Genomic DNA, 22646 nt, shown 5'->3' on the forward strand with positions numbered 1-22646 from the left:
CGGTGCGGAATCACTGCTCGCCTTTCCCTGCCGTCTCTTCACCGGTCTGTCCGGCGCTGTTCGGTGCGGTGCTGCTGGTTCCGGTGGTGGCGGTGCTGCCCGTGGCGTCGCAGCGCGTGCTCTCGCTGCCGGCGCCGGTGCCCTTGTAGCCCTCCATGAACGCCTCCAGCCACAGGCCGGGCTGTTTCCCGGGCCGGGGCGCCGGGGCGGCCGGCCCGGCCGCGGGCCCGGCGGTCGGGCCGCTGGGCTGCGCGGTGCCGCGGGCGGGCGCGGAGAAGACGGCCCGGCCGGTCGGACGGCTGCGGCGGCGCTGCGGCAGGCCGTTGGCGGTGCGCTCGGTGACGACCACCTCGTCGTCCCCGACGCCCGGGCCGGACGGGCCCCACGGGTTGGTCGCGCCGAAGGACGGCCCGACGCCGGCGGACTTCCCCAGGCCGGCGCTCTGCCCGAGTCCGGCGCTCTGCCCGAGTCCGCCGGAGGGCCCGGCGCCGGCGGAGGAGGTCCGGGCACCCCAGGGCCGGGCGGGGGCGGCGTGCCGGGGCGGGTTGGCCGGGAGCGGCCGCGGGCCGGAGAAGGCGCCGATGCCGTGCGCCCGCCCGGTCGGGGGAGCGGTGGTCAGCAGCTCCTGCGGCACCACCAGCACCGCGCGCACGCCGCCGTACGCGGAGCGGCGCAGCGACACCTGGAAGCCGTACGCCTGGCAGAGCCGGCCGAGGATGGCGAAGCCCAGCCGGGGGGACTCGGTGAGGTCGTCGAAGTCCTTGGAGACCATGGCCTCGCGCATCGAGCGCTCGGCCCGGGCGCGGGCCTCGTCGGTGAGCCCGAGGCCGCCGTCCTCCACCTCGATCGCTATCCCGCTCTGTACCTCGGAGGCGCTCAGGTGGACGTGGGTGTGCGGCGGGGAGTAGCGGGTCGCGTTGTCGAGCAGCTCGGCCACCGCGTGGATCAGGGGTTCGACGGCCGGGCCGGTGACCGAGATCTGCGCGACCGGGTGCAGATCGACCCGCTGGTACTCCAGGATCCGGGACATCCCGCCGCGCAGCACGCTGTACAGCGCGATCGGGCGGGTCCACTGGCGGCCGGGCCGGGCGCCGGAGAGGACGGCGATGGAGTCGGCGAGACGGCCGACCAGGGCGTTGCCGTGGTCCAGGCGCAGCAGGTCGTCGAAGACGGCCGGGTCGTTGCCGTGCCGGTCCTCCATCTCCCGCAGGTCCTTGGCCTGGCGGTGGATGATCGCCTGGACCCGCCGGGCCAGGTTGACGAAGGCGCGCTCGGCGGAGTCGCGCCGGCTGACCTCGTCGTCGACGGCCTGGGCGATGCCGCGCACCACCAGCTCCAGCGAGTGGCGGAACTTCCGTGACAGCAACGGGTTCGGGCGCTGGAACGGCTGGAGCAGCACATCGATGGACGAGCCGTACCGGGCGCCGCCGACCAGCCGGCGCAGCTCGCCGGTGGCCATCCGCTGGATCTCGTCCTCCTGCGCGGCCAGCTTGCGCTGCAACTCGTCCACTCGACGGGCGTGTTCGTCGCGCAGTTCGGCGAGGGCCCGGCCGCGGCGGGCGGATTCGGCGGCCACCACGGCGACCAGGACGGTGGCCGTCGCCCCGCACCACAGCAGTTGGGCCCGGGCTCCGGCCGACACCACCACCGCGGCGACCCCCACCGCAGCCGCCATCACGGCCGTGGGCAGCAGCCAGCCGAGCAGGGGCGCGGGGCGCCGTCTGGCGGGTGACGATCCAGGTCGAAGCATTCGGAATCCTCAAACGATCGGAACGGAACGGGAACGGGCGACGACCGGCTCCGGAGGCGTGGTGCTGCAGCATAGCCAAGTTCAGGACAATCCTGACCGAAGCTCAAAAATACTGTCCGTCAACCGACTTGTGGCAACTTGCCGGACATGCCGGACATCTCGCACACCAGTCGCAGCCCGGGTCGACGGCGCCCGGCCACCAAGGCTTCTCGCCCAGGCGCGTCCGCACAGGCAACCCGGTCCGGATTCGCTCATGTGAAGGGTTTCCGACCCAAGTCGGCACGGGCGTGGGTGAGTTCGTGCTAAGCGTCGCGCCGGAGCCGTTCGTCACTCCTGCGGGGGACGGCCCGGGCGCGGTACGGGGGCGGTGCGGCATGGCGCAACAGGTGTTGCTCATTGGAGCAATAACTGTTGACGGTTCGCGCGCCCGATCCCTACAGTGCGGAGCCATGGAGATGAACGATCTCGGTCGGCGGGTGGCGGCGGACGTGGCCGGTGGGGGCGGGCTGGACGGCCTGCAGCGGCTCTCGGGGGTGATCGAGGCGCTGGAGGAGCGGCGCACCGACCTGGTGGAGGAACTGCGGCGCGGCCGCGAGGCCACCTGGGAGGAGATCGGCCGGGCCTGCGGGATGACCAGGCAGGGCGCGACCAGGCGCTGGTCCGGGCGGCTGCAGGCCCGCTCCTTCGGCCTCGCCGCCGCCTCCTACCAGCACGGCCGTCCCGGCTATCCCCAGGCGCTGATCGGCTCGGCGGTGCCCCGCGAGGCCCGCCGGGTGCTCGATCTCGGCGCCGGCACCGGCAAGTTGACCGCTCTGCTGGTCGACGCCGGACTGGACGTGGTCGCGGTGGAGCCCGACGGGAGCATGCGCGACCGGCTCGCCGCCGCCGTACCGAAGGCGGCAGTCCGGGCCGGCTCGGCCGAGCGCATCCCACTGCCCGACGCCAGCGTGGACGCGGTGGTGGTCGCCCAGGCCTGGCACTGGTTCGACCGAACGACGGCCGTACCGGAGATCGCCCGGGTGCTCGCCCCCGGCGGGACCCTCTCCCTGGTGTGGAACGTCCGCGACGAGACCGAGCCCTGGGCCGCCGCCCTCGGCGCGCTGATGCACCGCTCGGCCCGTCAGCAGATCGACACCGCACCCGTCCTGCCCGCCCCGTTCGGCCCGCCCGAGCGGCTGGAGATCCGCTGGGAGCACTCCACCACCCCCGCCGGGATCATCGACCTGGTCGCCTCCCGCAGCTACGTCATCGCCCTGCCCGAGGCCGAACGCGCCCGGCTGCTGGCCGACGTCGAGCACCTGCTCACCACCCACCCCGGCCTGGCCGGGCGGGAGGAGATCGCCATGCCGTACGTGACCCGGTGCACCCGTGTCCGCCTCGGCTGACCCCGCCGCCGTCATCCGCCGCCTCGGCGTCGCGGACGCCGAACCGTACCGGGCCTTCCGGCTCACCGCCCTGCGCGAGACACCGACCGCCTTCACCTCCGACTACGCCGAGGAGCGCGCCAAGCCGATGGCCGACACGCTGGCCCGCCTCGCCGAGATCCAACAGGGGCCGGGCGTCCTGCTCGGCGCCTTCGGGCGCGACGGCGCCCTGGTCGGCACCGCCGGACTGCGGGTGCAGCCGCGCAGCCAGGAACGCCACAAGGCCGTCCTGTGGGGCATGGCGGTGGCCCGCTCGGCGGGTGGCCGAGGGATCGGCGGCGCCCTGGTGGACCGGGTGCTCGCGGTCGCCGCGGAGGACGAGCAGCTGCGACAGGTGCTGCTGACCGTCTCCGAGGGCAACGAACCGGCCCTGCGCCTCTACACCTCCCGCGGCTTCGAGGTGTGGGGTCGCGAGCCCCGGGCCGTTCTGGTGGCGGGGCAGGAGGTCGCCAAGCTGCACATGGTGCGGCTGTCGGCCGGGCCGACGGGCTGACAATTGTCACGGTGCGACGGTGTGGCAGCACACTGCCGTCCGGCCCCGCACCGCGGCCACGATGAGGGCATGACCTCCACCGACCTGAACCACCCCGACACCCGTCGGGCCTTCCGTACCGTACGGCGACTCGTGCTCGCTTACCTCGGCCTCAGCGCCCTCACCCTGGTCGCCGCCTTCGCCCTCCGCGACCACACCGACCTGATCACCCCGGCCGTGTGGGTCCGCGGCACCATCGTGCTGGCCGGCGCCGCCGTCGCCCTGCTGCTCACCGTCCGCGCGGCCCGCGGCTCGCGGGGGGCGTTCCGGCGGCTGCGGGTCGTTTCCGGCGCCATGCTGGTCGCGATTGCTGCGATCATCGCCGTGCCGGGGGTCTTCCCGGTCTGGATGAAGATCGAACAGGGCTTCTGCGGCCTCGCCCTGCTGGGAGTCGCCGTGGTGCTCAACGGACGGCAGCTGCGCGCGCTGTTCGCCCGGCCCTGAGAGGGGACGCAGAAGTGACCGAGCCCGACCGTGAGAACACGCCGCCCCTCGCCCACAGCTGGGCGGGCGGCTGGCGGCGGATCATGCTGGGCACCGGAATGCTGGTCTTCCCGACGCTCACCGCGGTGGCCGTGAGCGGCGACGTCGGCGGGTCCGCAGCGGTCGCCGGGCTCGCCGTGGTCATCGCGTTCAGCCTCTGTTACGTGCTCCTCGCGCTCGCCCTCGGGCGCGAGCGGCGGAGCTTCGTCAAACCGCTGCTGGCGGCGATGACCGCCCTGTTCCTGGCCTCGCTGCCGTTCGCTCACGCGGACGCCTTCTTCCTGGCCACCGTGATCGTCTCGGTGGTCGCGGTGCTGTGGCGCCGGCACACCCTCCCGGTGGTGGCCGCCGGCACGGTTGCCGCCCTGCTGGTGCCCTGGGCAGTGCCCGCCTGGCACACCGGACCGGGGGGATTCCAGGCGCTGGCCCTGCTGTTCACCTCGCTCACCTGCGGGGCCTTCGCCGAGATCGCCGCCACCAACCGGGCCCTGGTCGCCGCCCGGGCCGAGGTCGCACGCCTCGCCTCCGAGGCCGAGCGCAACCGGATCGCCCGCGACCTGCACGACCTGCTCGGCCACTCGCTCACCGCGATCACCGTCAAGTCCCGCCTGGCCCACCGGCTGGCCGCCAAGGACCTGGACCAGGCGGTGGCCGAGATGGCGGCCGTGGAGTCGCTCTCCCGCCAGGCCCTGGCCGACGTGCGTGCCGCCGTCACCGGCTACCGCGAGGTCACCATCGCCGGTGAACTCGCCCGTGGCCGCGAACTGCTGCGCGCCGCCGGGGTGGTGGCCGACCTGCCCAAGGCGGCCGACGCGGTCGGGCCGGAGCAGCGCGAACTGTTCGGCTGGGTGGTGCGCGAGGGCATCACCAACGTCGTCCGGCACGCCCGGGCGTCGCGCTGCTCGGTGCTGCTGACCCCCACCTCGGTGGAGATCCGCGACGACGGCCCGGGCGGTGCCGGGCGCGGCCTCATCGGTGCCGGCAAGGGCCTGACCGGGCTGCGGGAACGGGTCGCGGCGGTGGGCGGTACGGTCGAGGCCGGCCCGCTCGATCCGCGCGGGTGGCGACTGCTGGTGACCGTCTGGCAGGCCGACCCGCGCTCAGAAGGGACGACATGACGATCCGCCTGCTGCTCGCGGAGGACCAGGAGCTGGTCCGCACCGCGCTGGGCGCCCTGCTCGACCTGGAGGACGACTTCGAGGTGGTCGCCGCCGTCGGACGCGGCGACCAGGTGGTCGAGGCCGCGCGCGACCACCGTCCGGACGTCGCCCTGCTGGACATCGAGATGCCCGGACTGGACGGCTTGGCGGCCGCCGCCGTGCTCGCCCAGGAGGTCCCCCGCTGCCAGGTGGTCATCCTCACCACCTTCGGCCGCGCCGGCTACCTGCGCCGCGCCATGGAGGCGGGGGCGCTCGGCTTCGTGGTCAAGGACGCCCCGGCCGAGGTGCTCGCCGACGCCATCCGCCGGGTCGCGGCGGGGGAACGGGTGGTCGACCCGGAACTCGCCGCCGCCACCCTCGCCGCGGGCGCCTCCCCGCTCACCGCCCGTGAACGGGACGTCCTCGACGCCTCCCGCTCCGGCGCCGGAGTCGCCGAGATCGCCGCGAAGCTGTACCTGTCCGAGGGCACCGTCCGCAACTACTTCTCCTCCGCCATCGCCAAGACCGGCACCCGCAACCGCACCGAGGCCCTGCGCGTGGCCGACCAGCGCGGCTGGCTGTGAGGACGCCCCGGTGCACGGGGACGCGCGGGGCACCCGGGACGGTCCCGCGGGCGCCTCCGGGACGTCGGCACCGTGCCCACCTCCGCAGGCGCCGCGAGTTTCGGGGCCTGTGGGGCCGGTTAGACGCACGGAGTCGAGGCTGCGGGAGCGGCCGCGCGCGGAAGGACGACCCCGGAGGAGGAGGAGGGCATGATCGGATCGCAGGGCGAGAAGGACCAGGGCGAGTCGACGGTCCAGCGCTTCGCGGCGGGGTCGTTCGTCTGGGTGTTCGCGGTGACCGCGGTGGTGCTGGGCGTGCTGGCCGGTCTCCTCCCCGTCGACGGCACGACGACGGGCTACTACGCGCTGGGTGCGCTCCTGTTCGCGCTGCTGGCGGTCGGCACGGCCGTCGAGCGGACGGCCGTCCGGCGGCGGGCGGCGGGTCGCCGGCGTCACGGGGGAGGGCCACCGGTGCGAGACTCGTCAGGGGGACGGAACGAAGGACGGAACCATGACGGGTGACATCGGGATCGAAGCACTGGGTGATCACGAGTACCTCGTGAGCTTCCCCACCGGCGGCGAGGCGGTCTTCTCCCGCTTCCAGGCCAGCGAGGCGACTCTGGCGCAGCTGAGCCAGGCCCGCGCCGACGAGAAGCGGATCGTCGCGGAGACCGCCGCCTACCTCTCCGAACGCCAGCAGACGGCCGACCTCCCCCCGATGATCGACCTCGACGACGTCGCCGCCGCGTACGGCGACGACTACCTTGAGGAACTCGGGCGCCGTCTCAGCACCCGGTGACGGGCGACGGCGCGGCCCGCGGGCCGGTGGTGTGGGCGATGGCCGTTCGTGAGGCCGTCCAGGGGCCGCCGATCGCGGAGCTGATCGTGGAAGTGGGGGCGAACCTGCACGCCGACCTGTTCGAGGCGGCCGTCGACAGCGGTTTCACGGTCGCCGCCGGTGAGCCCCCGGCGACGACCGGGGTGATCGAGGTCGGCGGCGGCCGGGTGGAGCGGCTGCTGCTGGTCGGCGGCCGCCAGGGGTGGGAGCCGGGCTCACGGGTCGAGGTGTCGCCGCGCTGGCTGGCGGCGGCCGAGGGGCGGGGTGAGGCGGTAGTGGTGGTCGTCCCGCCGCCGGACTGGCCGCTCGGGCCGGTCGCCGAGGACCTGGGGACGCGGGTCGACGCGTTCACCCGCTGGGTCGAGGAACAACGGGTGGCGGGCCGGGTACTGCACGGGGCGGTGTCGGTGCGCGGTTGGGCGTGAACGGGCCTCAGCCGGTGTGCAGGACCCGGAAACGCCCGGGTGCCGCCGGATCGCGGTCGACGACCTGGACCGGCGGCCAGGCCCACTGCCACACGATGATGCCGGGCGAGCGGGAGAACCGGATCGGCCCCCGGGTGCCCTCCACGCCGACGCGCGGCCAGGCCTCGGCGATCGTCTTCCGGCCCGTACCGGCGGTGCGCAGCACCTCGGCGAGGACCGTCACCGTGTCGTAGCCCTCGAAGGCCACGAAGGAGGGCGCCTCGCCCAGCCGTTCGCGCAGGGCCGCGCCGACCCGCGCGCCGAGCGGGCCGAGCCGCTCCGGCAGGTAGCGCAGGAACGGGACGCCCGCGCCGTCGGCGCCCAACAGGACCGACCACTCGGCGAATTCGGGCTGCCCCGCCGGAGCGCCGATCAGTACCTCGGTGAGGCGCCCGTCGCGGCGAACGGCCCTGACGATCGGTACGGCGGGCTCAGGGTGGCCGACCAGGAGCAGCAGGGCCGTCGCGTCGTGCCGGACGAGCTCCTCGCACAGGGCGGCGGGGGAGAGCGCGCCGGTGTCGAGTTCGACGACGGTGCCGCCGTGCGGAGCGAGGTGGTCGCGCAGGACGCGGACCCCGGCGGCCCAGTAGACGCTCGGCTGGGTCGCCACGGCGATGCGGCGGTGGCCCGCACCGAGCAGGAAGTCCGCGTAGATCCGCCAGCTGTGGGACTGCGCCGGGCACAGGCGCGCGACCAGTTCCGACGGCTCGTCGGTGAGTGCGTCCAGCACCGCGGAGGAACAGAGGAAGGGCAGGCCGAGGGCGTCCGCCCTGGCGGCCACGGCGCGGGCGACGACGCTGTGGTACTCCCCGGCCACGGCGGCCACACCCAGGCGGTCGAGTTCCTCGACGGCCTCCGCGGCCCGCTGCGGGTCGGCCGCGGTGTCCCGGACCAGAAGTTCGAGCTGCCGTCCGGCGATCCCGCCGGCGTCGTTGACGTCGCGGACCGCCGCTTCGAGTCCGGCGAGCACGTGCCGGCCGGCCTCGATCCAGCCGGGCCTGGTCAGCGGGACGAGGGCGCCGATGCGTACGGATGGCCCGTCAGCGGGCACGGTGGCGGACGCCGTTGGTTCCGTACTCATGCGCTGGTGCCTCCCGACTGACGGTTCGGGGGCAGGCTCCCTGATCACCGACCGGAACACAAGCGGATTTTCTCGTCCCGGAGGGCGGTAGCCGAGCGCGGTCGCGCGGGGGTCGGAGGTGTTTCAGTCGCGGACGAAGCACGGCGGTGGTTCCTGGCCAGGGCCGGTGTCCGGGATGTCGCCGGGCACCTGTATGTTGATCAGTCGCCGATCCTGTGGCGGTCCCGTGCCGGGGTGTCGACGCACGGGCCCGGCCGTACCGGCGTCTGTTCCGCGCAGGTGGGGCCGCTGCTGCCGGGGAGTCCGAAGGATTCCGGCCCGGGGATGAACTGCCGCTCACCGTAACGACGTTCGCGAAGGATCTCGTATGACCGCTCCCGTCCCGCCCGACAGCCCGAAGTCCACGGAGGAGGCGCCGGCCGGCACCGACCCGTGGGCGCCGCCGAACCCGGGTGCGGGCGAGGCGCCGGGCCAGGGCGAGGCCACGGTCCCCGCCCCCGCGGCGGCCCCGGGAGAGGAGGCCGCCGTCTTCGCCGCGCCTCCCGGCGGGCACCCGGGCGGGCACCCGGGAGCACCGTACTGGCCGCCGTACCCCGTCCCGCCGTACCCGGTGGCGGCGCCGCAGCCCCGCAACGGCCTGGGCATCGCGGCGATGGTGCTCGGGATCGTCGGCACCGCGCTCAGCCTCGCCGTCATCCTGTTCTGGCTGTCCTGGCTGCCGGCCCTGCTCGCCCTCGTCTTCGGCTTCATCGGCCTGGGCTACGCGCGCAGGGGCGTGGCGACCAACCGGGGAATGGCGCTCGCGGGCGTCGTCCTGGGCATCACCGGCCTGGTCGTCTCGATCGGCGCCGGGGTGTTCGTCGTGGCACGGGTGCACACCGTGAACGAGGAGCGCAGGGCCGAGGCGGATGCCGCCCGGGCCCGCGCAGATGCGGAGCAGCGGGCCGCCGACGAGCGGCTGGCGAAGGCGAAGGAGCGGCTGGAGGCCGCGCGGAAGAAGGCCGAGGCCGACCGCCGGGCGGCGGCCGCGGACGAGCGCGCCCGGCGCCTGTCGTTCGGCCAGTCCTACACCTACGGGGACGGCCTGAAGGTCACGATGGCGGCGCCGGAGCCGTACGTCCCGAGCCGGACGGTGTTCGAGCCGCCGAAGGACGCCACGATCGTCCAGGTGAAGATCACCGTGGTGAACACCGGCTCCAAGGAGGTCTCGCTCCACGGGTCGGGGCTGCCCTTCGTCCACGACGCCAAGGGCGGCCTGGTTACCACGCTGATCGACGGGAGCGACCGGATGAAGATCCTCGGCGGCTCGCTGGCGCCGGGTCAGGACGCCACCGGCATGTCCGCGTACGCCCTGCCGAACGGCGCGGCGGACACCTTCTCTGTCGAGTTCGACTACGGCAGCGGGCTGGAGCGCAAGAACGTCATCTGGACCGGCGCCCCCAGCTGACCCGGCGTCCGGCGGGCCCACCCGGCCCGGGCCGTCCGCGTTACCCGTCCGGCGCAGCGTGGCGCGCGGGGCGGGCGGGGGGCTGCGATCTTCGGAAGGCACCCGGCCGTGCCCGATCGGCGGGTCCCGTCGTCCCGACACCGTGGAGGCCCGGATGTGGCAGGCTCCCCCCGCCCCCGTCAGCCGCGAGTGGCTTCCGGTGCTGGACATGCCGGCGCCCGGCCCGCAGAACCGGTTGACGGTGCTGGTGCGCGTCCTGCTGCTGATCCCGCAGCTCGTGGTGGTGTGGGTGCTGTCGGTGGTGGCGTTCCTCGTCACCGTGATCGGCTGGTTCGGCGCGCTGGTGCTCGGCCGGCTGCCCGGCTTCGTGGCGGACTACCTCACCGCGTACCTCCCCTACGACACCCGGGTCACCGCTTACCTGATGCTCACCGTGGACCGCTACCCGCCGTTCCGGTTCCGGGCCCCGGAGTACCCCGTGCAGGTCGGGCTGCGCCCGGGCGAGCTGAACCGGCTCGCCGTCCTGTTCCGCATCATCCTGGTCATCCCGGCGTCGATCGTGCAGGGCGTGGTGTACGCGGGGTGGTGGCTGGTGGCGTTCGTCATCTGGCTGGTGGTGCTGATCCTGGGCCGGATGCCGCAGGCGCTGTACGGGGCGACCACGGCGATCGTGCGCTACCGGATGCGCTACATGGCCTACCTGGTGATGCTCACCCCGGCCTACCCCAAGCGGCTGTTCGGCGAGGAGCCGGGCAGCGAACCCGAGCCGGTGTCGGCCACCCGCCCACTGGTTCTGAGCGGCGCCGGGCGCGGTCTGCTCGTGCTGTTCCTGCTCCTCGGCGTGGTGTCCTGGGTGACGGGCTCCGTGACCGGCTCGGTGAGTTCCGGCGACGACAACGACGACGACAACGGTCCCAACCCGACCCAGCGCGTCATGGCGCCGCTCGTCCCTGGCCCCGCCGATCGGAGCTGACTCCGGTCAGGCGCACGGTACTTGACGGGATCGTCGGTGGAGCGGGCTGCTGTGCGGCAGCCGGGCCAGCTGGCGTGAATGAGATCGCAGCCTCGTTCACGTCAGCTGGCCCGGTGCGTTCTGCCGGGGCTCACGGTGTCTGTGGGCCCCGTATGGCGGCAACCTGCCGCACGTGCGGCGGTTCGGCCGGTGTGCCGGGCGGCGTGGGCGCCGCCCGGCACGGGTGTCAGTCCGGGACCGGTTCTCGTGCGTTCCGTTGCAGGCCTCGCGCGTCATGGTGGACCGGGGCTCGAGGATTCGCTGGGCGGGTTCTGGGTGCCGTAGTCGCCGAAGCAGATGTAGCCCCGGCCCGGCTCAGCGGAAGTCGTCGGCGTGGTCGACGGCCCACTGGGCGTAGGTGTGCGCCGGCGTGCCGGTGATCTTTTCGGCGATGACGGAGGTCGGGGCCGGGACGCCGTCGGCAGCGGCCCACTGACTCACGATCGCCTCGGCCACGACCGGATGCATCGTTCTGCCCACGTCCGCGCGAGCCTGTTCGTCGGAGACGTGTTCGATCCGGATGCGGCGGCCGAGGGCCTCGCCGATGTGCTCGACCTGCTGTTGGAGGGTCAGGGACTCGGCTCCGTAGACGGTGTACGCCTGGTGCGAGTGGCCCGGTTCGGTGAGGGCGGTCACCGCAAGCGCCGCGATGTCCTTCTCGTGCACCGGTGCCGACTGTGCGAGCGGATAGGGAAGACGGACGACGTTGTCCGTGCGGACCGATTCGGCCCACCAGGTGCGGGTGTTGATCGCGAACGTCCCTGGCCTGACGAACGTCCAGTCCATGCCGGACCGTTGGACGGCCTGCTCGATCGTGCGGTTCAGGCGGGGGACCGGGTGGTCGGCGTCGTGGTTCACGACCGACACCGACGAGAGCAGGACCACCCGCCGGATCCCCGCGGCTGTGGCCGCGGCAGCGACCTTCTCGATGTGGTAGGGCTTCTGGGGGTCGAGCATTCCGTACAGGAACATCTTGTCGGCGCCGTCGAGCGCCGCGGGCAGCGTCTCGGGACGGTCCAGGTCGGCGACGACGGCTTGCCGTCCGGGCGTCGAGCCCGGGACCGGGCTCCTGCTGACTGCTCTGACCTGCTCGCCGGCGGCCAGCAGGCCGTCGGCCACGTGACGAGCGACGTTACCGCGAGCGCCGAAGACAACTGTCACCATGACGGGGGCCTCCTACGGGGTGTGGACCGGTTGGTTGTGGACGTGAACGGCCGCACGGCGGCGCTGCCGAGTTGGGGGGGCTGCCGTCGTCGGGGCGAGCGCCGTAGCAGGCCTGCCGGTCGCCGATCAGGGCTGGATGTTCTCCAGGTCCTCCAGGAGGCTGAGGTGCTTCGGCTCCCAGCCGAGGGTCTGCCGGGTGCGGGCGCTGGACGAGGGCTGGTCGTTCGCGAAGATCGGGCCGAGAGCGCCGTACGTCTGCGGCGGCACCGACTCGACCGGCAGGCCCAGCCGTCGGCCGATGACCGCGGCGATGTCGCGCACCTGGTCTCCCTCGTCGCCCACGGCGTGCCAGGAGGTTCCGGCTTCCGCCTGTCCCAGCGCGAGCCGGAAGAGGACCGCCGCGTCGAGGGCGTGCACGGCCGGCCAGCGCTGTGTGCCGTCGCCCGGGTAGCCGGACACTCCGGTCCGGCGTGCGATGTCGGTCAGCAAGCCGGCGAACCCGCCCGTGCCCTGGTTGTGGACCGTGCGCGGCAGGCGTACGGCCGTGCTCCGGACCCCGCGCGAGGCCAGGCCCAGGACCGCCGTGACGGCGCGGCCACGACCACCGACCGGCCCGTCGGTCGGCAGCGGGTCGGCCTCGGTGGAGGCGCGGCCCGGCACATGGGGCGTACCCGAGCAGGTGACCAAGGGCCGACCGGTGCCGATGAGTTCCTCGCCGAGGGTGGCGAGGGCGGCACTCTCCTCGGCGACCGCCCTGGCGACGGCGTCGGGGCTGCTGAAATCGTTGGCGAATGCCAGGTGGATCACCCCGTCGGCCTGGGCGGCGCCGGAGCGGAGGACGTCCAGATCGGCGAGGGCTCCCCGGAGGGGCTCGGCGCCGGCCGCCTCGGCGGCCAGCGCGGAGGCGTCGGAACGGGCGAGCGCGAGGACGCTGTGGCCGTTGCCGAGCAGTTCGGCGATGACGGCGGAACCGATCAGACCGGTGCCACCCGTGACGAAGACGTGCATGGGACTCTCCCTCAAGTGACGGGACTCTTGTCCCATCACTCTAGCAGGGTGATGGGACAAGAGTCCCGTCACGTATGATGGGCCCATGGCTCGATGGGAACCCGGTGCACGCGAACGCCTCGTCATGGCCGCAGTCGACCTGTTCACCGAGCAGGGGTACGACGCCACGACGGTCGCGCAGATCGCCGAGCGCGCCGGGGTCACCAAAAGCACCTTCTTCCGGCACTTCCCCGACAAGCGGGAGCTGCTGGTGGCAGGACAGGAGACGCTGAGCCGGCTGCTGACCGAGGGCATCGCCGAGGCGCCCGATGACGCCAGCCCGCTCGAGGCGGTCGCTGCCGGTCTTGAGCGCGCGTCGAGCACGATGGGGCCCATGAACCGCGAGCTCGCCCCGCGCCTGAAGGCCGCCGTCGCCGCCAGTGTCGAGCTTCAGGAGCGTGACGCCCTCAAGACCGTCAGCCTCGCGGCCGCGATGGCGACCGCCCTGGTCGCCCGCGGCCTGTCCGACCCGGCCGCGGCCCTCGCGAGCGAGCTGGGCGTCCTCGCCTTCAAGCGCGGGTTCGCCGAATGGTCCGAGGGTGACCGTGACGGCAAGGACGAGCTCACCGGGTACGTGCTGGCGGCCCTGGACGAGTTGCGCACGGTGAGCGCAACGCTGGGCTGAGTCTCGGCGGACAGGCGGTCACCGGGCGTGTTGTGTCGTTCGTGGCGGAAGCCGGTCACCCGCCCTGACGGTGCGTCAACCGGGTTCGCCGCGCGTAGCGCCTGGAGATCGTCGCGCGGTCCGGAGGGGCCGGGTGCGGGGGACTTACGGGCGGGTGGGGTGCTTCGACGGCCGGTGGGGCGGTGAGGCCGGCGCCAGCCGGGTCAGGGCGACGAGGCGCTGCGGGCGCTCCCGGCAGGCCGCTGACGCCGGGGTGGCCGCCGGGAATCCCCGGCGGCCACCCTTTCCCGGTCACACCAGGCGCAGCACCAGCTTGCCGGTGTTCTCGCCGCGGAACAGCATCCCGAAGGTCTCCGGGAAGTCGGCCACGGTGCCCTCGACCACGTGCTCCTTGACCTTGATCCGGCCCTCGCCGATCCAGCCCGCGATCTCGGCCGCCGCCTGGGCGTAGCGGCGGGCGTAGTCGAAGACCACGAAGCCCTCCATGCGGGCGCGCCGCACCAGCAGCGACAGGTAGTTGGACGGGCCCTGCACGGCGTCCTCGTTGTTGTACTGGCTGATCGCGCCGCAGACGACCACCCGGGCGTGCATCGCCAGCCTGGTCAGCGCGGCGTCCAGGATCGGGCCGCCGACGTTGTCGAAGTAGACGTCGATGCCGTCCGGGGCGTGGGTGCGCAGCGCCTTGCGGACGTCCTCGGAGCGGTAGTCGATCGCCGCGTCGAAGCCGAGCTCCTCGGTCAGCAGGGCGCATTTCCGCGGTCCGCCGGCGATGCCGACGACACGGCAGCCCTTCACCTTGGCGATCTGCCCGACCATCGTGCCGACCGCCCCGGCGGCGCCGGAGACCACGACGGTCTCGCCCTCCTTGAGCGCGCCGACCTCCAGCAGCCCGAAGTAGGCCGTCATCCCGGGCATCCCGAGCGCGCCGACGTAGGTGGACAGCGGCGCGAGCGCGGGGTCGACCTTGAGCGCGCCCTTGCCGTTCGACACCGCGTAGTCCTGGACCCCGAAGGTCCCCACCACGTGGTCGCCGACCTGGAACTTCGGGTGGTTGGAGGCCACCACCTCGACCACGGACCCGGCCCGCATCACGTCGCCCAGCCCCACCGGCGGCAGGTACGAGGGCCGGTCGTCCAGCCATCCGCGCATCGCCGGGTCCAGCGACAGGTAGCGGGTGCGCCCCAGGAACTCCCCGTCGCCGGGCACCCCGACGGGCTCCTCCCCGTACTCCCAGTCCTCCGGCCGCACCTCGCCGACCGGGCGACGGGCGAGGCGGATCTGGTGGTTGACGTCGGTCATGGCATCTCCTGGTGGCGCGCTCGGTGTCCGCATGGGCAGGTGCCGATTCTAAGCAAGCGCTTAGTCATCTGGCCAGAGAATGGCCGGATCCGGTCGGTGGCGCCGGCCGCGGCTCGGCGATCGGCCGCTTGAACTCCCCGACCGGTCCGCCGAAACCCTCGGCTGCGTGACCTGGCCCGGGCCGTCGCCGAGCGCGCCGCCGCCTCCTGACGTCCTGGGCCGAGGCGGACGGCCTCCTGGTCCGGGGTGGACGGCCGAGCGGCGCGCCCCCGGTCGGGGACGCGCCGCTCGCTCGTTCGATCAGCGGATCAGTACTGGGTGCTGACGGTCACTCCGCTGAAGTCCGTGGTGGCGTACAGGCTGACGTACCGGTAGCCCGCGGTGGTGTTGGTGACGGTGAGGGTCTGGGCGGTGCCCGGGTTGGTGGAGGCGGCGGTGTGGGCCGCCGGGGAGGCCCAGGTGTCGGCGTTGTAGTAGAGGGCCGCGCTGCCGGTTCCGCCGGAGGCGGAGACCTTCAGGGTCGTGGTGCCGGCCGGCAGGTAGAGGTAGAAGTAGTCGAGGTTCCCGGCGGTGCGGGCCTGGTTCGGACGGGAGCAGTTCCGGCCGAGGGCGTCGGTGCGCGGGTCGGTGCAGGTGGGCAGGGTGGCGCTGCCGCCCGTGGTGACGGTGACCGAGGCCGGGGTGCTGGCGGACGTGCCGTCGCTGTCGGTGACGGTCAGGGCGACGGTGTAGGTGCCGGCGGCGGCGTAGGTGTGGACCGGGTTCCGCTCGTCGGAGCTGCTGCCGTCACCGAAGGTCCAGTGCCAGGAGGCCAGCGACGCAGCGGGGTTGGTCTCGACGGACTTGTCCGTCAGGGTGACGGTGGCGCCGTCGACGGACTGGCCGAAGAGGGCGGTGGGGCCGTGGGCGTAGCAGGCGCCGGCGGCGCAGGCGGCCAGCCAGCTGTCGAAGTCGGCGTCGTAGGAGGTGCCGAGACCGTTGTAGACCGCGTAGCCGCCCTGGTAGTCGCCGGTGCGGAAGTGGCCGAGCACGTTCTGGACGTCGGCGGGGTGCTTCTCGAACATGTAGCGCACGGCGAGGTAGCCCCACGGGTAGGTGCGCACCGTGTCCGAGTTGTCGTAGGTGTTCTGGAAGATCGTGCTGAGCTTGTACCGGTGCGCGGCGGCCTCGTCCATCGCCTGGGTGTCGGTGGTGCCGCGGTAGGCGTAGGACTCGTACTCGGCGACGCCCTCGATCCACCAGATGTCCGGGACGGAGATCTCGGTGGAGAAGTTGCCCTTCATGTCGTAGATGTTGTCGAGGTAGTGGGTGTACTCGTGGTTGAGGTTCCACACGTTGGCGGGGAAGCCGTCGTTCCACGCCTTCTGGTACATCACCGAAACGGGCCTGTTGTTGGGGTCGGTGACGTCCATGATGGTCTCGCCGCCGTTGTCCGTGGAGTTGCCGTAGATCGCCCAGGAGTAGGTCTGGTAGTCCTCCCGGCTGGAGAAGACGGCGAGGGTGACGGTCTTGCCGTACTGGTCGGGGACGGCCCCGTTGTCCTTGACGAGGTTGTGGAAGAACGTGTCCTCGCCGCGCAGGCTCTCGCAGACGGTCGACAGCTCCTCGGGGGAGAGGCCCTCGGTGCGTATGGTGCGGTTGTCGCACACCAGGGTGTTCGGCAGGACGGCGGCGGTGAGCTTGCCGGGCAGGTCGCAGGTGCCGTAGTAGGAGCACTGGGCGTTGTCGTACTGGTTGGCGTTGTACGCGGTGTAGACGTACAGCTTGCCGACGGCGCCGGAGATCGGAGTGCTGTCCAGCACCTTCTTGACCAGCGGCTTGGCGAAGGCCTCGATGCTGCCGCCGTCGCCGGCGGTGCGGGCGAGGTCGTTGCCGGCGTTGACGTCGAGGAAGGCGTTGGGGGTGGTGAGCAGGTCCTTGTGGTTCTGCGCGAAGTTCGCCAGCGTGGTGGCCACGCTCGGGTCGGCGGTGACGGCCTTGACGTAGTCCGGGTTCCAGTTGGCGCGCCACAGCGGTGCCCACAGCACGGAGTTGACGGCGTTGACCATCTTCGGGAACGCGTTGTACCCGTTGTCGTAGCTGCTGAGGACCTGCTGGTAGACCTTCAGGTAGTGGGCCTGGATGTTCGCGCTGTCGGTGAGGACCAGCACCTCGCCGAGCACGGCGCCGTTGGCGTCGCTGACGTCCTTGCGGTGCGCGGTCGCGAAGAAGGCGTCGAGGCCGGCCCGGACGGCGGAGGTGAGCGTGGCGTCGTAGGGGCCCACGGCGCTCGCGTTGTTGGACTGGACGTAGTAGCCGGCCCGCAGGAAGAGCACGAGCTGCAGGAGGTTGGCGGAGTTGTCCCCGGTGTACTTCGCCGCCTGGGCCTTGAAGGCGTTGGCGACGGCGAGCATCTGCGACTGCTTGAAGACCTTGCCCGCGTCGGTGCCGGTGACGTTGAACAGCGTCTTGACGCAGTCCGTGGTCGCCCCCTGGACGAAGGAGACCAGGGCGGCGCCGCTGCGGCTGCCGAAGTCGGCGGACGTACAGGTGGGCGCGGCCGGGGCCTGCGCGGTCAGTGCGCGCTTGGCCGCGGGCGAGGTGGAGCGGGAGTCCGGGGCGGTCTGGACGGCCGTCCCGGTGGGCTGGAGCGACTGGCCGAGCAGCTCCGGCGGGAGCGGCGCAGCCGTGCGGCCCAGGTCCTCGGAGGTGTCGGCGGCGGCGGTCTCCGCGCCGAACGGCTTCGGCGCGGCGGCCCCGGCCCGGGCCGGGGCCTGTGCCTGGGGCGTCGGGTTCGCGGCCGCGACGGTCGTCGCCGACGCGGCGAGGGCGGGGGTCGGTAGCAGGGTGGCGGGGCCGGCGAGGGCGGTGGCCACCAGGAGCGGAAGGGATTGGCGCAGACGCACTGCGGTGTCCTTGTCCTGAGGTGGGGGAGGTGACGCGGCGTCGGCCACGAGGTGAAGGGGAAGTTGACGTGTGACCTGTCACCGGAATCAGGGTCAGAACAATGTCACAGGTTATATGTCATCGCAAGAGTGTGCGCGGCAGTGCCTCCGACGGCCGTCGGCAGCCGCCGGAGTCCTCAAATCACGTGTGGGAGAAGCGAAACGGCCGGACCGGCTTCCCGCCGGCGGGGCCCGGCCGAGGAGCGGGGACTGCCAGGTCCCGGCGCGCGGGCGGGGGACGCCGGACGGGCGAGAGGACCGGCCGCGGGAGCGCGTCGTTCGACCAGCGCGAGAGGGACCGTCAGACCGAGGGCGACCAGCCGAGGGCGGGGCCGAGCCGGGTGGCGAGGTCGGTGAGGATCTGCACGTAGTCCTGGTGCTCGAAGGTGAACGGCAGGGCGAAGGCGACTTCGTCGACCTCCTGGTAGCCGGCGTGGGCGCGCAGCCGTTCGGCGAGCTCCTCGGAGGTGCCGACCAGGTCCGGGGCGAACAGCAGCCCGCCCGGGCCCTGCGGGGCGAGGGTGCGCGGGGTGCGGGCGAGGGCGTACGCCTCGTACTTGGCGCGCTGCTCGGGGGTGGCGCTGTCGGTGGGGACGACCACCAGGCCCTGGGAGACCCGGGCGCGCTCGCCCGCGGGGTGCAGGGCGCGGAAGGCTCGGATCTGCTCGGCCTGGATCGTGGCGAAGTCCGCTGCGGATTCGCCCGGTTCGGGCTTCACGACGCTGCTGGTCAGCAGGTTGAGCCCGTGTTCGCCCGCCCAGCGGGCCGAGCGCAGACTGCCGGCGCCGTACCAGAGCCGATCGGCCAGCCCGGGGGAGTGCGGCTGGACGCGGCGCGAGTACACCTCGATGCCCTCGGTGCCGGCGAAGTCGGAGGCGTCCTCGCCGCGGACCAGGGCGAGCAGGCGTTCGGCGCGGCGGTGGCCGAAGTCCTCGTGGTCGCCGGTGTCCGGGTAGAGGGCGCCGCGCACGTGCTCGTAGTGGGTCGGCCGGCCGACGCTGAAGCCGGGGTTGAGCCGGCCGCCGGAGAGCAGGTCGACGGTGGCGAGGTCCTCGGCGAGCCGCAGCGGGTTCTCCCAGCCGAGCGGGACGACGGCGGTGCCGAGCTGGATGCGGCTGGTGCGCTGGGTGGCGGCGGCGAGGACGGCGACGGGTGAGGAGATCCCGTACTGGAGGTGGCGGTGGCGCAGCCAGGCGCTGTCGAAGCCGAGCCGCTCGCCGAGGGTGATGAGGTCGAGGGTGGACGCGTGGCCCCGGCGCGGATCGGCCTCGTCGAAGAGCCCGATGGTGAGGAAGCCGAGTTTCCGCAGCGGGCGGGGGGTGGGCGGCATGGTGGCGGCTCCGCGGGGGATCCAGCGGCCCCGAGGAGGGCCGGACGGCTGGTGCGCGTCGACCGTACGCAGGCGGTCCGCGGCCCGACAAGATCGCGCGCGATCCGGACAGCGGATCGCAACGGGCCGCAACGCGAAGCAACGCGGCGCAACGCGGGCCGGGGCCTGCCCGGCGGGATCTGCCGGGCAGGCCCCGGCGCACGCCGGTCGTGCGCCTGGGTCAGCAGCTGCGCAGCTCCGGGCTCTGGTTGCGGATCTGGTTGTGCAGCGAGGTGAACTCGCGGTAGGCCTCGCTGTCCTCGGAGCCGGGGCGGAAGGCCCCGACGCGGTGGCAGTTGACGAAGGCGAGCTTCACGCCGAAGTGGTCCTCCAGACTGCCCCGGATGGCGTTGCTGGCCAGTGCGCGCAGCAGCTGGGCGCGCTGCTCGTCGCTGGGCGTGGTGTTGTCGGTGGTGAACTCGGCCTCGGTGGCAGCGAGTTCGGTGCTGAGTCCGGCGACGACCTGGTAGGCGTACGGGAGCGAGGCGCGGACGGTGTCGAGGAAGTCGGCCTCGTCCACGCGGCCGTTGCGGGCCTGGTCGAGCAGGGCGGGGGAGACGTCGAGCGACATGGAGGTCCTCTTTCGCGGGGCGCGCGCAGGGCGCGGCCGGGGGACGGTCAACGAAGATGAAAACCATTTGCGTAAGAGACTGTCCTGGACGCCCCGACGGTCTGTCAAGTACCGACCCCCGAGGGGCCGGCGCCCGGCCCGCCGTCCGAGCGGCCGGCGACCGCCGCCTGCGGCACCCGCCGCACCTTGATGACGAACACCGCGATCAGCACCGCGAGCGCGGCGAACACCAGTCCCATCCGGAAGGCGGCTTCGATGCCGTGCACCAGCACCTGGGAGGAGTACGGCGCCGGCAGCTTCCCGCTCGCCCGGAACTGGAGGGCCTGCTGCGGGGTGGCCTGGCCGAGGAACTTCCCGACCTGCTGCCGGGCCTCGTTGCGGCTCGCCGTGCCGAACACCGTGACCAGGATCGACAGGCCGAGCGAACCGCCCACCTGCTGGGTGGTGTTGAGCATGCCGGTGGCCGCCCCGGTCTCGTGCGGGGCGACCTGCGAGACGGCGGTGAGCATCGCCGGGACGAAGATCGAGCCCATTCCGAAGCCGAACAGCAGCGTCGGCCCGAGGATGCCGCCCACGAAGGTGCTGTCGACGTCGATCCGGGTCGCCCAGAACACCCCGCACAGCACCAGGGCCGAGCCGGTGACCAGGAACGGCTTCGGGCCCCACCGCAGCTGGTTGCGCGCGGCGAACTGGGCGGCCGCCACGATCGCCGCGCTGATCGGCAGGAAGGCGAAACCGGCCCGCAGCGGGCTGTAGTTCAGGATCTCCTGCACGAACAGGGTGATGAAGAAGAAGATGCCGAACATCGTCGCCGCCACGCACAGCATCAGGCCGTACACACCCGAGCGGTTGCGTTCGCGGAACAGGTGCAGCGGGGTGATCGGCTGCGGCACCCGTCGCTCGTTCACCAGGAAGGCCGCCAGCAGTGCGACCGCCAGGCTGAACGCGGTGAGCGTGACGGCGTCCGTCCAGCCGTGGTCGGAGGCCCGGATGAAGCCGTACACCAGCGACACCATGCCCACCGTGGCGGTGAACGCGCCGGTCAGGTCGAAGCGCCCGGGGTGCCGCTCGGACTCGTTGATGTACAGCGGCGCCAGTACCGCGATCGCGACGGCGATCGGCACGTTGACGAACAGCACCCACCGCCAGGACAGCCAGGAGGTCAGCATGCCGCCGAGCAGCAGGCCCACCGTGCCGCCCGCACCGGCCACGGCGGAGTACACCCCGAACGCGCGGTTGCGCTCCGGGCCCTCCTTGAAGTTGGTGGCGATCAGCGCCAGGGCGGTCGGCGAGGCGATCGCCCCGCCCAGCCCCTGGAGCGCCCGGGCCGCCAGTAGCCAGGCCGGGGACTGGGCGACCCCGCCGAGCAGCGAGGCCAGGCCGAACACCAGCACGCCGACGATGAACACCCGCCGGCGCCCGAGGATGTCGCCGGCACGCCCGCCGAGCAGCAGCAGCCCGCCGAAGGTGAGGGTGTAGGCGTTGATCACCCAGGACAGGTCGGTGGTGGAGAACTTCAGCGCCTGCTGGATGTGCGGCAGGGCGATGTTCACGATCGTGACGTCGAGAACCACCATGAGCTGGGTGGCCGCGATGACGGTGAGGGCTATCCCTGGGCGCTGGCCCCGACCTGCGGTCGCGGGCGGAGCCGTGGCCTGGGCACGCGAGGTGGCCATGGCAGGTCCCCCAATGGCTCGGGGCGAACGACGGGCAGGGAACGGGTTCGTTCACCACCAATGACAGTAGACCCGGCCGATAGGGAACACAACCGTTCATTACGGGCAAGCAGTGTTTTCCGGACAATAACTGATCAGGGGTGTGAAAGCGGCCCGTCGCCGGGCGTCGTCACGTCCGGTTCGCGGCCTGCTTGACGGTACGGATCACCGGCGCCGTCTCGACCTGGAGGACGGCCGGGAGGGCGGCGACCCTCGTGGTCAGGTAGCGGTACAGCGCCCGCTGGTCCGCGCAGACCACGGTGGCGTACAGGTTGGTCGGGCCGGTCGTGGCGGCGGCGAAGGCGACCTCGGGGTGGCCCGCCAGCGCCCGGCCGGCCGCTTCGAGGTGCGGGGGCGCGACCGAGAGCCACAGCAGGGTCCGGGTGCCGGCGCCGAGCAGGCGCCGGTCGCAGTCGACGTCCAGGTAGAGCACCCCGCGTTCGCGCAGCTCCGCCATCCGGCGCCGGACCGTCGTGGGCGACCAGCCGGTCAGCCCGGCCAGCTGCTCGAAACCGGCGCGGCCGTCGGCGGCGAGCGCGGCGAGCAGTTTGCGGTCGCCGTCGTCGAGCCGTACGGGCCGGTCCGGCAGCGGGCCGACCGGTTCCGGCCGGTGCGGCGGCGGAGCAGGGCGCAGCGCCTCGACGGCCTGCGCGTCCAGCGGGCCCAGTTTGGCGATGAGGCTGTCCGGGCCGCCGTAGAAGGTGTGCAGGACGGAGTGGGCGCTCACCCCCTCCACCCGGGGGGTGCGCGGGAGGCGGGCCAGCAGCAGCGCCTCGCTGTCGGCCTCGCTCTCGGCGCGGACCGTACAGGTGATCTCGGTGCCGCCGGAGGACAGGCTCACCCAGGCGGTCTCGGGGTGCCGGGCCAGCGCCTCGGCGACCGCGACCGCCGCGGACGGCGCGCAGCGCACCCGCAGCAGCCACAGCACCGCGCCCAGCGCCGTCGGGTCGATCCCGCCGAGCACCCGCACCGCGCCGGTCGAACGCAACCTGGCGTACCGGCGGGCGACGGTGCGGTCCGACACCCCGAGGACGGCGGCGATCGTGCTGAACGGAGCCCGGCCGTCCACCTGGAGGGCGTGGACGAGGCGGCGGTCCAGGTCGTCGTAGTCGGATTCCACCGCGCCGAGCGTAGCCGGTGTCGGATCCCGCCGCCATCGCGCCGGTCACTCGCCCAACCGCCCCCGGTGGCGCGAACGT

21 protein-coding genes are annotated in these 22646 nt (G+C 73.0%); 11 read left to right on the top strand and 10 right to left on the bottom strand.

From position 1 onward, the window contains the following. Positions 1–10: 10 nt before the first annotated feature. A complete protein-coding gene (locus BOQ63_RS41685) occupies positions 11–1750 on the bottom strand; it encodes an ATP-binding protein (RefSeq protein WP_454131983.1) in 1740 nt (579 codons plus the stop codon). A gap of 449 nt (positions 1751–2199) precedes the next feature. On the opposite strand from BOQ63_RS41685, the gene BOQ63_RS41690 reads away from it, so the two are divergent. From BOQ63_RS41690 to BOQ63_RS41725, 8 genes are all read left to right on the top strand, one after another. Continuing rightward, on the top strand, positions 2200–3135 hold the full coding sequence (locus tag BOQ63_RS41690; RefSeq protein WP_318277501.1) for a class I SAM-dependent methyltransferase: 936 nt from the start codon (positions 2200–2202) through the stop codon (positions 3133–3135). Then, positions 3119–3667, top strand: coding sequence for a GNAT family N-acetyltransferase (locus BOQ63_RS41695; protein WP_030279615.1), 549 nt, complete (start codon positions 3119–3121; stop codon positions 3665–3667). Before BOQ63_RS41690 ends, BOQ63_RS41695 begins: the two co-directional genes overlap by 17 nt. 69 nt (positions 3668–3736) lie before the next feature. After that, entirely contained in the window at positions 3737–4150 is a 414-nt protein-coding gene (locus tag BOQ63_RS41700) for a hypothetical protein (RefSeq protein ID WP_072656062.1), read from the top strand. Between the two features lie 14 nt (positions 4151–4164). After that, the gene (locus BOQ63_RS41705; protein WP_318277503.1) at positions 4165–5307 is read left to right on the top strand and encodes a sensor histidine kinase; all 1143 of its coding nucleotides are present in this window, start codon (positions 4165–4167) and stop codon (positions 5305–5307) included. Then, on the top strand, positions 5304–5912 hold the full coding sequence (locus BOQ63_RS41710) for a response regulator transcription factor (protein WP_072656063.1): 609 nt from the start codon (positions 5304–5306) through the stop codon (positions 5910–5912). The genes BOQ63_RS41705 and BOQ63_RS41710 overlap by 4 nt, the downstream gene beginning before the upstream one ends. A gap of 189 nt (positions 5913–6101) precedes the next feature. Then, positions 6102–6413, top strand: a complete 312-nt coding sequence (locus BOQ63_RS41715) for a hypothetical protein (protein ID WP_072656064.1) — start codon at positions 6102–6104, stop codon at positions 6411–6413. Further along, positions 6403–6690, top strand: a complete 288-nt coding sequence (locus BOQ63_RS41720) for a hypothetical protein (protein ID WP_030279625.1) — start codon at positions 6403–6405, stop codon at positions 6688–6690. The genes BOQ63_RS41715 and BOQ63_RS41720 overlap by 11 nt, the downstream gene beginning before the upstream one ends. A gap of 38 nt (positions 6691–6728) precedes the next feature. After that, complete coding sequence (locus BOQ63_RS41725; RefSeq protein WP_141763905.1) at positions 6729–7154, top strand: hypothetical protein; 426 nt, start codon at positions 6729–6731, stop codon at positions 7152–7154. 7 nt (positions 7155–7161) lie between these two features. Here the strand turns inward: BOQ63_RS41725 and BOQ63_RS41730 are convergent, their stop codons facing one another. Continuing rightward, positions 7162–8274 (bottom strand): ABC transporter substrate-binding protein, encoded by a 1113-nt coding sequence (locus BOQ63_RS41730; RefSeq protein WP_072656065.1) that lies wholly within the window; start codon positions 8272–8274, stop codon positions 7162–7164. Positions 8275–8641: 367 nt separating this feature from the next. Here BOQ63_RS41730 and BOQ63_RS41735 point away from each other — a divergent pair, with 367 nt between their 5' ends. Both BOQ63_RS41735 and BOQ63_RS41740 read left to right on the top strand, forming a co-directional pair. Beyond that, entirely contained in the window at positions 8642–9721 is a 1080-nt protein-coding gene (locus tag BOQ63_RS41735) for a DUF4190 domain-containing protein (protein ID WP_454131977.1), read from the top strand. A 154-nt stretch (positions 9722–9875) separates the two neighbouring features. Next, positions 9876–10694, top strand: a complete 819-nt coding sequence (locus BOQ63_RS41740; RefSeq protein WP_072656066.1) for a DUF4389 domain-containing protein — start codon at positions 9876–9878, stop codon at positions 10692–10694. Between the two features lie 354 nt (positions 10695–11048). Here the strand turns inward: BOQ63_RS41740 and BOQ63_RS41745 are convergent, their stop codons facing one another. Both BOQ63_RS41745 and BOQ63_RS41750 read right to left on the bottom strand, forming a co-directional pair. After that, positions 11049–11897, bottom strand: a complete 849-nt coding sequence (locus BOQ63_RS41745; RefSeq protein ID WP_072656067.1) for an NAD(P)H-binding protein — start codon at positions 11895–11897, stop codon at positions 11049–11051. Positions 11898–12023: 126 nt separating this feature from the next. After that, positions 12024–12905, bottom strand: coding sequence for an SDR family oxidoreductase (locus BOQ63_RS41750; RefSeq protein ID WP_072656068.1), 882 nt, complete (start codon positions 12903–12905; stop codon positions 12024–12026). A gap of 85 nt (positions 12906–12990) precedes the next feature. On the opposite strand from BOQ63_RS41750, the gene BOQ63_RS41755 reads away from it, so the two are divergent. Continuing rightward, on the top strand, positions 12991–13569 hold the full coding sequence (locus BOQ63_RS41755; protein WP_030550550.1) for a TetR/AcrR family transcriptional regulator: 579 nt from the start codon (positions 12991–12993) through the stop codon (positions 13567–13569). Positions 13570–13860: 291 nt separating this feature from the next. Here the strand turns inward: BOQ63_RS41755 and BOQ63_RS41760 are convergent, their stop codons facing one another. The 6 genes from BOQ63_RS41760 to BOQ63_RS41785 all read right to left on the bottom strand — a co-directional run bounded on the left by BOQ63_RS41760 (position 13861) and on the right by BOQ63_RS41785 (position 22567). Beyond that, positions 13861–14868 carry an NADP-dependent oxidoreductase gene (locus BOQ63_RS41760; protein ID WP_030550555.1) on the bottom strand — a complete coding sequence of 336 codons (1008 nt, stop codon included), beginning with the start codon at positions 14866–14868 and terminating at the stop codon, positions 13861–13863. Positions 14869–15176: 308 nt separating this feature from the next. Further along, positions 15177–17753 carry a collagenase gene (locus BOQ63_RS41765; protein WP_072656069.1) on the bottom strand — a complete coding sequence of 859 codons (2577 nt, stop codon included), beginning with the start codon at positions 17751–17753 and terminating at the stop codon, positions 15177–15179. A 340-nt stretch (positions 17754–18093) separates the two neighbouring features. Further along, positions 18094–19122, bottom strand: coding sequence for an LLM class flavin-dependent oxidoreductase (locus BOQ63_RS41770; RefSeq protein ID WP_072656070.1), 1029 nt, complete (start codon positions 19120–19122; stop codon positions 18094–18096). A gap of 220 nt (positions 19123–19342) precedes the next feature. Then, complete coding sequence (locus BOQ63_RS41775) at positions 19343–19732, bottom strand: SCO5389 family protein (protein WP_072656071.1); 390 nt, start codon at positions 19730–19732, stop codon at positions 19343–19345. Between the two features lie 104 nt (positions 19733–19836). Continuing rightward, positions 19837–21408, bottom strand: a complete 1572-nt coding sequence (locus BOQ63_RS41780) for an MFS transporter (protein ID WP_072656072.1) — start codon at positions 21406–21408, stop codon at positions 19837–19839. Between the two features lie 169 nt (positions 21409–21577). Then, positions 21578–22567, bottom strand: coding sequence for an Lrp/AsnC family transcriptional regulator (locus BOQ63_RS41785; RefSeq protein WP_454131973.1), 990 nt, complete (start codon positions 22565–22567; stop codon positions 21578–21580). Positions 22568–22646 lie beyond the last annotated feature (79 nt).

It is taken from the genome of Streptomyces viridifaciens (assembly GCF_001888885.2).
Taxonomy (GTDB): domain Bacteria; phylum Actinomycetota; class Actinomycetes; order Streptomycetales; family Streptomycetaceae; genus Kitasatospora; species Kitasatospora aureofaciens.